At 65.3% G+C, this 7,151-nt stretch carries 5 protein-coding genes and 3 tRNA genes; 1 reads left to right on the top strand and 7 read right to left on the bottom strand.

What is annotated here, in order from left to right; genetic code table 11:
- Nucleotides 1–256: 256 nt before the first annotated feature.
- From Afe05nite_RS06430 to Afe05nite_RS06415, 4 genes are all read right to left on the bottom strand, one after another.
- The gene (locus Afe05nite_RS06430; protein ID WP_203816022.1) at nucleotides 257–877 is read right to left on the bottom strand and encodes a restriction endonuclease; all 621 of its coding nucleotides are present in this window, start codon (nucleotides 875–877) and stop codon (nucleotides 257–259) included.
- 1,310 nt (nucleotides 878–2,187) lie between these two features.
- A tRNA-Val gene (locus Afe05nite_RS06425) sits at nucleotides 2,188–2,262 on the bottom strand.
- Between the two features lie 13 nt (nucleotides 2,263–2,275).
- A tRNA-Cys gene (locus Afe05nite_RS06420) sits at nucleotides 2,276–2,346 on the bottom strand.
- A gap of 38 nt (nucleotides 2,347–2,384) precedes the next feature.
- Nucleotides 2,385–2,457: transfer RNA gene (locus Afe05nite_RS06415), tRNA-Gly, on the bottom strand.
- Between the two features lie 181 nt (nucleotides 2,458–2,638).
- Between Afe05nite_RS06415 and Afe05nite_RS06410 the strand changes: the two genes are divergently transcribed.
- Nucleotides 2,639–3,829: a GNAT family N-acetyltransferase gene (locus Afe05nite_RS06410; protein WP_203816021.1), complete on the top strand. Its 1,191-nt coding sequence runs from the start codon at nucleotides 2,639–2,641 to the stop codon at nucleotides 3,827–3,829.
- Between the two features lie 121 nt (nucleotides 3,830–3,950).
- Here the strand turns inward: Afe05nite_RS06410 and Afe05nite_RS06405 are convergent, their stop codons facing one another.
- The 3 genes from Afe05nite_RS06405 to Afe05nite_RS06395 are packed head-to-tail and all read right to left on the bottom strand — an operon-like array spanning nucleotide 3,951 to nucleotide 7,017.
- Nucleotides 3,951–4,679: an FAD:protein FMN transferase gene (locus tag Afe05nite_RS06405; protein WP_203816048.1), complete on the bottom strand. Its 729-nt coding sequence runs from the start codon at nucleotides 4,677–4,679 to the stop codon at nucleotides 3,951–3,953.
- Nucleotides 4,680–4,711: 32 nt separating this feature from the next.
- Entirely contained in the window at nucleotides 4,712–5,224 is a 513-nt protein-coding gene (locus tag Afe05nite_RS06400) for an FMN-binding protein (RefSeq protein WP_203816020.1), read from the bottom strand.
- 35 nt (nucleotides 5,225–5,259) lie between these two features.
- A complete protein-coding gene (locus Afe05nite_RS06395; RefSeq protein ID WP_239117593.1) occupies nucleotides 5,260–7,017 on the bottom strand; it encodes a ferredoxin reductase family protein in 1,758 nt (585 codons plus the stop codon).
- Nucleotides 7,018–7,151: the final 134 nt, after the last annotated feature.

Below are 7,151 nucleotides of genomic sequence, written 5' to 3'. Positions count from 1 at the left end.
GATTGAGAACAACCCGCCAGCCCGAACGAATTGCAGCGTGAGATAGCACAAATACTTCGCGTCATAATGTGGCTCTGACTCACTATGGGCAAGGATGCTTCAAGCTTTTTCCTGCTGCTGCGAGTAGCCCCGATCACGGTTGAGCGCCTCGCATTCCGTGAGTCGGGAACTAGCAATCGAATGCCCGCGGGAGGGCTTTACCGAACGGCTTCCGCTGGGCCACAGCTCGGGCTTCAAGCAAATATACGACGCTGCATCACTGAAGAGAGGTAATTCCGACACCAGGAACTCTTAGCGCGAGTAGCCACTTGAATATAGCGGGACCGTCAGCGACGTCGATATCATATCTCCTTGATTCGATGGTTCGCTGCGCTCCTGGCTCAAGGGAGGATGTAGTAGCGAGCACCCCTCTCTGCGCGCGCTCTTCCTGCATATCAGCCCACAATGCCTTGACCACAACCTTTGGAACCTTTGCCCTCTGCCTCTTGCATTGGACGATTATCAATGGAGGTACGTTCCTATTCCCCTCCTCGGGCCAGGCCCGTATATCAACCCCGTCATCATTGCTTCCAGGACCCAACTCTACTTGGTATCCAGTCCGGTCGAAATATTCAGCGACTAGTCGCTCGAACTGCCTCCAGTGAATTCTCTCTGCGTCATGCCAGTTAGCTGCCAAATAGTTAATGAATCTTTGATCGAAAAACTTCTGAACCTGCGTGGTCGCCTCTCCGCGTTGAAACAAGTGGGCAAGCGACACAGCTTCCGGCCCTTCGGCCCGCCCAACTCTCGACCACGGATCGAGCCGTTGGCTGGCTTTAAGAGCGCGAAGTAGTATCTGGCATATTTCTACCCCTCTGTTTCCCAGGTTGACATTCACGCGACTCAGCAATGAATTCAGATCAAGCGCATCGAGGTTGGCTGAGTCAACGAATGTGTCAGTTGACGCCCAGAAGAATTCATCGTCCCCAATCGTGCAGCCATCCTGCGGACGATGCAGCCAAGAGTATGTCTCGTCAATATGAACTTGCCGATGTATCTCGTCGAGGACCGGCCGGGCGAAATGCAACTCTCCTAGACTTCGCAACTGCAATCAGGCCACAACCAAAGGTTTATAACCGAACTCAGTCCAGGGATCTCCGAAACGCCTTAGCGTCATAAATGCCAGTCCAGCAAATTCGGATGCGGACATCCTCCTACCGAGCTGAAAGTTTGGCATATGTTCGTCTACTATAGGATCAATATCCGCTCTCAGAACCGCGAGTCCAACTCGTACGCCTACGAGGTTACCGAGCTCTTCCAGGAGGGAGGACCTTGTGATACCGAAGCTACCCATGAACCACTCCCTCGTCCGAGGCTTGGCGATGCGCGCCCAGGTACTATATCGCGCTTCCTTGAACAGCGGAGTCGCAAGCCAGTGACGGGGGAGCTCTACAGCCAGAGCGTTCCGTTTGGGTTTTCCCCGCCTCGTAAGGCTTCATAGCCAGCTGGGTGAAGTACGCTATCGAACCGGAGTTATAACGCCTTCGGTTGAAGAAATACTAGTAACCGTTTCTGTCGGGAAGCGGGGGTCAGACTTTGACCATGACAGCGCCAACTCCTTTGCCTAATCAGGACCTGGTCGACGATATATTGCACGCACGAGCGGGCCAGCCAGCAGAGATCCGATTCATTCGCGCCATCGCGCATGGCGCTCCCGAATGGGTTCCAACGGTCACGATCGAGAACCAGCTCGGGATCACGAGTCGTCAGGTGGCAAATGCCCACTCGCAGATACGTAGATGGGTCAACTCAAACCGCGACCGGGACATCCCGTTGCCATGGGGCCACTTTCGGAGCCGGGGCAGCGACCGTCCAGCTTCGTATCTCATGACTACTGAGCTAAGTGTCTTCGTGCTAGAACACCCAGTTGTCACAGCTCTTCCATGAGACTGACTCACACCAGCGGCCCGCTTGCAGATCACGATAGGAGCCGGAATATCGGTCATAGCCAGCAAACGGCGCCCTCTTCCTGAATCCGACAAAGGACCCGGGGGCTGAGCGGTCCTAACTAACGCCGTCGCGCGCAAGAGGATTCGCCAGGGCCCGCGCCCTCAGGACTCGGGCCGCCGGCGCGGAGGCTTAGTCACCCAGATAGTCACTCAGCAACCAGAAGAGGCCATGTCCGTCGATCGGACATGGCCTCTGAACTGGTGGGCGATACTGGGATCGAACCAGTGACCTCTTCCGTGTCAAGGAAGCGCGCTCCCGCTGCGCCAATCGCCCTTGGCTTTCGCCGAGGTGGAGACGGGATTTGAACCCGTGTACACGGCTTTGCAGGCCGTTGCCTCGCCTCTCGGCCACTCCACCGAGTCGGCCCCGCACGTGAACCTGTGAAGGCCTCTCCGAGCGGACGACGGGATTCGAACCCGCGACCCTCACCTTGGCAAGGTGATGCGCTACCAGCTGCGCTACGTCCGCTTGTCCCTCCAGGGCGCTTGCGCTCCCTGGTGACGGATGAAACCTTAGCCTGTTGCCCGGGGCCTTGCCAAACCGGGGGGCCCGGCGCGTCGCGGGACGTACGCGAGCTGGGGTTTCGAAGTTATCCACAGCTCGGAAAACCGGGGCGCGAACCGGGTGTCCTCCGGTGTTGGATGGGTTCATGGAGTTCCGGCAGATCGGCGCGGCGGAGCGCACGACGACGATGTTTCCCCTGGTGGCCTATGCGTTCAAGCCGTCGCCGTGGGCGCCGGAGGATGAGGCCGCCTATGCCGAGCGGATGCGGTTCTACGAGACGACGGTCAGCCTGATCGCCGAGGAGGACGGGCAGACGCTGGCCGGGGTGGCCGCCCTGCGCATGCGGCAGAACGTTCGCGGGGTGGTGCATGACATGGCCGGCGTGGCTTCGGTGGCGACTCATCCGGCGGCGCGGCGGCGGGGGCTGGTTCGGGAGTTGTTGCCGCGGCTGCTTCGGCAGATGCGTGCCGAGGGGTGTGCGGTCAGCGCGCTTTATCCGTTCCGGCCGAGCTTCTACGCCAGGTTCGGGTTCGTGGGCATCCCCGCCCACCGCACGGCGGTTTTCGCCCCGCAGGGGCTGTCTCACCTGGTTCGGGCGGATCTTCCGGGTGAGGTCGAGCGGCTGCCGTTGAGCGAGGGGTGGGCGGCCTACGATTCGGCGATTCAGCGGCGGCTGGCCGGGCGGCATGGTTTCTCGGTGTTCGACGAGGTGCGGGCGGCCGAGTTCCGGGAGCTGAAGTCCTGGGTGGCGGTCGCGAGGGCGGGCGGCGAGGTGGTGGGGGCGGTTCGCTACCGGATCGACGCGCACGGTGGTGAGCTGGTCGCCCAGGATCTGCACTGCTCCGGGCCGTTGGGGCGGGCGCTGCTGTTGCAGTTCTTCGCGCGGCATGTCGACCAGGTGGCTCGGGTGTCGGTTCGGCACGACCCGGCGGACGTGCCGGAGTTGTGGGGCACCGACTTGGAGGTGACCTCGAAGACACGGGTCGACAACCCGACGCACAACGCTCCGATGGTTCGGGTGCTCGACGTGGCGGCGCTGTCCGGGATGCCGGCCGGGCCGGGTGAGGTGACGGTTGAGATCGTCGACGACGAGCTGATCGGCGGTGTCTGGCATCTGGCGTCCGACGGCGGCACCCTGACGGTCACCAAGGGCACCAAGGGCACCAAGAGCACCAGCCCGTCGGTGCGGCTGACGGCGGCGGGTTTCAGCGCTCTGGTTTACGGCGTTCTCGACCCGGTGGAGGTCTTCACCCGCGGCCTGGGCGAGCTCACGGAGGTCGACACGCTGGCGGCGATGTTCCCGCGCGAAATGCCCTACCTGTTCGCGGATTTCTAGGGGAGGCGAGCGGCCTGGGGAGGAGGAGCAGCCAGGGAGACGCGCGCTGCCAGGAGACGCGCGCAGCCAGGAAAGGCGAGCGGCCAGGAAAGGCGCGCAGCCAGGAAAGGAGGCGGGCGGCCTAGACGGCGGCGGGGAGGTTGGCGGAGCTGAAGGCTCGGCCGTCGTCGGTGACGACGGCTGACTCGTAGCCGTCGGTGGACAGCTTGGCCAGCCAGTTCAGGCCGGGCTCGCCCATGGCCAGGGCGGCGGTGGCGTAGGCGTCGGCGAGGGCCAGGCTGGGGCCGACGACGGTGACGGAGCGCAGGCCGCGGGCCGGTTGGCCGGTTCGGGGGTTCAGGACGTGGTCGCCTCGTTCGTAGGTGCCGGAGGTTGCCACGGCGCCGTCGGAGACGGCCAGGACCCAGCTGACCTTGTCGGCCTCCCACGGGTGGCGGATGCCGACCCGCCAGGGGCCGCCCTCGGGGTGCAGACCGCGCATGCGGATGTCGCCGCCCGCGTTGATGTAGTGGTTGGCGCAGCCGGCGGCCAGTAGACGGTCCGAGGCGACCTCGACCGACCAGCCCTTCACGTAACCGGACGGATCCAGCGCACCACCGGCGTACGCGTCGAAGTAGCCGTCGGTGTCCCGCCACAGGTCGGCGCAGGCGGACAGCACGTGGCGCAGGTCGTCGGAGCAGTCGGCGACCGTGAGTAAGCCCCGGCGCATCCGGCTGACCTCGCTGTCCTGTCGGTAGGTGGAGAACCGCGCATCCACCTCGTGCAGCCAGGCGCAGACGTCCTCGACCAGTGCGCCCAGTTCGGGGGCAGGGCGGTCGTCGGCCAGCTCGATGCTCACGGCCGTACCCATCACCTGCTCGACGTGGCGCACGGGAAGTGACCCTACGCCTTGGCCGAGTCCAAGGCCGCCTGCAGCGACTCCTGGTACGACTGGCTGGTGTAGGTCGCCCCGGACACGGCGGCCACGTCGGCGCTCTGCTTACGCAGCGTCTCCTGCTTGAGTTTGGCTACCGCGTTCGGGTTGATCGTGGCGCTGTTGCCGGTGGTCGGATAGGTGGCGTCCGCGGCCGTGATCTTGCCGTCCTGAATCTTGATGGAGACCTGGACGGTGCCATAGGGGTTGGTCGCGCCCTTGCCCTTGAAGACGCCGGTCTTGAGGCCGTTCTGGGCCTCTTCGTCAGCTTTGTCCTTGGACGACGAGTCCTTGGACGAGGGCGGTTTGGCCGACGAGGCGGCGCCCGGTTTCTTCGACGCGGACGCGGACGGGGTGCTGTCCACCAAGTCGACGGCCGGCGGTGCGGCGATCGGCGCCTGCGGCGTCACGCTCAGCCGCACTCCCACGATCAGGGCTGCGCCGGTGAGGGTGCCGATTGCGGCGGCGGTACTGCGTCGCATCGCGAAATCCCTTCAGGAAGAGAACAGGGAGAGAACTAGAACTCGAACGGGTCCAGGTGCAGCTGGCTGTCCGGCACGTCGAGGTCCCGCAGCGTCGTCACCGCGGCTCCGACGAGCCCGGGCGGCCCGCATAGATAGACGTCCCGGCGGCTGACGTCCGGCACCAGCCCGATCAGGCCCTCCGGGGTGAACAGCCGGCGCGGCCCGGGATCGTTGCGCGACCCGACGATGTAGCGGACCCAGGCGTCCCGGCGCTCGGCGAGCTCCTCCAGTTCGCCCCGGAAGACGAGCTCGTCGGGGCGGGAGGCCCGGTAGATCACGATGGTGTCCGGCGGCATGTCCTCGAGCAGGGCGCGGATCGGGGCGATGCCGCTGCCGCCGGCGATCAGCAAGGCCCGACGACGCGTACGGCGTTGCGCGGTGAAGGTCCCGAACGGCCCTTCCGCCCACACCGGCGTGCCCGGCTGCATGTTGCCGAGTCGTGCGGTGTGCCCGCCGACGGCGGTGACCGTGAGGCGCAGCCACTGCGAGTTGGGGGCGGCGGACAGCGAGAACGGGTGCGACTGCCACCAGCCGTTGCGGGTGAGGAACCGCCACCGCATGAACTGGCCGGCCTGGGCGGGCAGCTTGTCGAGGTTCTTGCCGTCGATGTAGATGGAGAACGAGTTGGCGCCCTCCACGACGACCTCGGCGACCTCGAAGCGGTGCCGGACGTTGAGCCACAGCGGTTCGACGAGGCGGCCCCACACCAGGGCGGAGATGGTCAGGGCGGTCAGGCCCGGCCAGAAGATCGAGGCGAACTTGCCGCTGAGGTCGGCACCGGTCGCGACCTGGTGGCCGTACCCGAGGAGAAGCACCAGGTAGGACGTCAGGTGGATGAGGTGCCACAGCTCGTACGGCAGTTTCGACCGGGCGGCGCGGATCGAGATCAACGCGATCACGACGAGGATCGTGGTGGCGGCGACCGCCTTGAGCATGTCGGGGAACGTCGTGACGATCGTCCAGGTCTGGTCGACGACGCCGGTGTCGGCGGTCATCGCGTATCCGTAGACGATGAGGACAATGTGCGCGAGCACGAACATGACCAGCGACGTGCCGAGCCAGCGGTGCCAGCGCAGCAGGTCGCGGGCGCCCACCCACTCCTCGAGCCAGGAGACGCGGCTCATCATGAGCAGCTGGATGAACAGGACGTACCCGGCGATCAGGCCGGTGATCCGCCCGGCCGCCAGCATCAGCGTGGCGGTGTCGTTGATCGCGCCGGCCTGCGTGTCGAACAGCCACAGCGAGACGCTGGTGGCGAGGCCGGCGAAGAAGAGGAGCACGACCAGGAGCCGGTTTCCGCTGACGGCTTCGGCCGGGGGCCGGTCGTCGGGGATGGGCGGCCGGGCCGGGCCGGTGGCTTTCCAGCCGGTCGGGTCGGTGTTCGACTCGACGACGAGGTCGCTGCGGCGGTACGGGTCGTCGACCTCACGGTCGGCGAGGTAGGTGTCCCAGTTCTGCGGGGTCCGCCGGTCGTCGATCTCCGGCACGGCCCGGTGGTCCGAGACGTAGTCGTCCTGGTCGGCGCCGGCCCACGGGTCGGCGGCGGGAGCGCGGTCGACCGGCAGGCGCGGATCCGACATCCGCGTACCGGTCACGTAGGGAGATTTCGGTGCCACGCCCCACGAGTCGTCCTCGTCGGGAGCGGAGCGCAGGTCGGCGAAGAACTGCGCGTCCTCTTCGCCCGAAGCGGGCGTGTAGCGCTGCTCGCGCTGTTCTCGAGAGGTACGGAACACCGGCGGTACTTGCGCCATAGTCCTCACCTGTTCGGCGGTCGTCTTGGTCGCCTCCCCCCTGCGGGCGGCGTGACGACCCGGTCTCGGGGAGCCGTCTGGTTGAAATACGCACTGAGCTCCGGCATCGCTCAACCGGAGGCGGAAATTCTCGG

The sequence above is a fragment of the Paractinoplanes ferrugineus genome (assembly GCF_016862195.1).
GTDB lineage: Bacteria > Actinomycetota > Actinomycetes > Mycobacteriales > Micromonosporaceae > Actinoplanes > Actinoplanes ferrugineus.
This window is presented reverse-complemented; position numbering and strand designations above follow the sequence as displayed.

Coding starts and splice junctions, on each gene's coding strand:
- Afe05nite_RS06405 (WP_203816048.1), bottom strand. CDS start 4,679: ATGGGTACGGCCGTGAGCATCGAGCTGGCCGACGACCGCCCTGCCCCC.
- Afe05nite_RS06395 (WP_239117593.1), bottom strand. CDS start 7,017: ATGGCGCAAGTACCGCCGGTGTTCCGTACCTCTCGAGAACAGCGCGAG.
- Afe05nite_RS06400 (WP_203816020.1), bottom strand. CDS start 5,224: ATGCGACGCAGTACCGCCGCCGCAATCGGCACCCTCACCGGCGCAGCC.
- Afe05nite_RS06410 (WP_203816021.1), top strand. CDS start 2,639: ATGGAGTTCCGGCAGATCGGCGCGGCGGAGCGCACGACGACGATGTTT.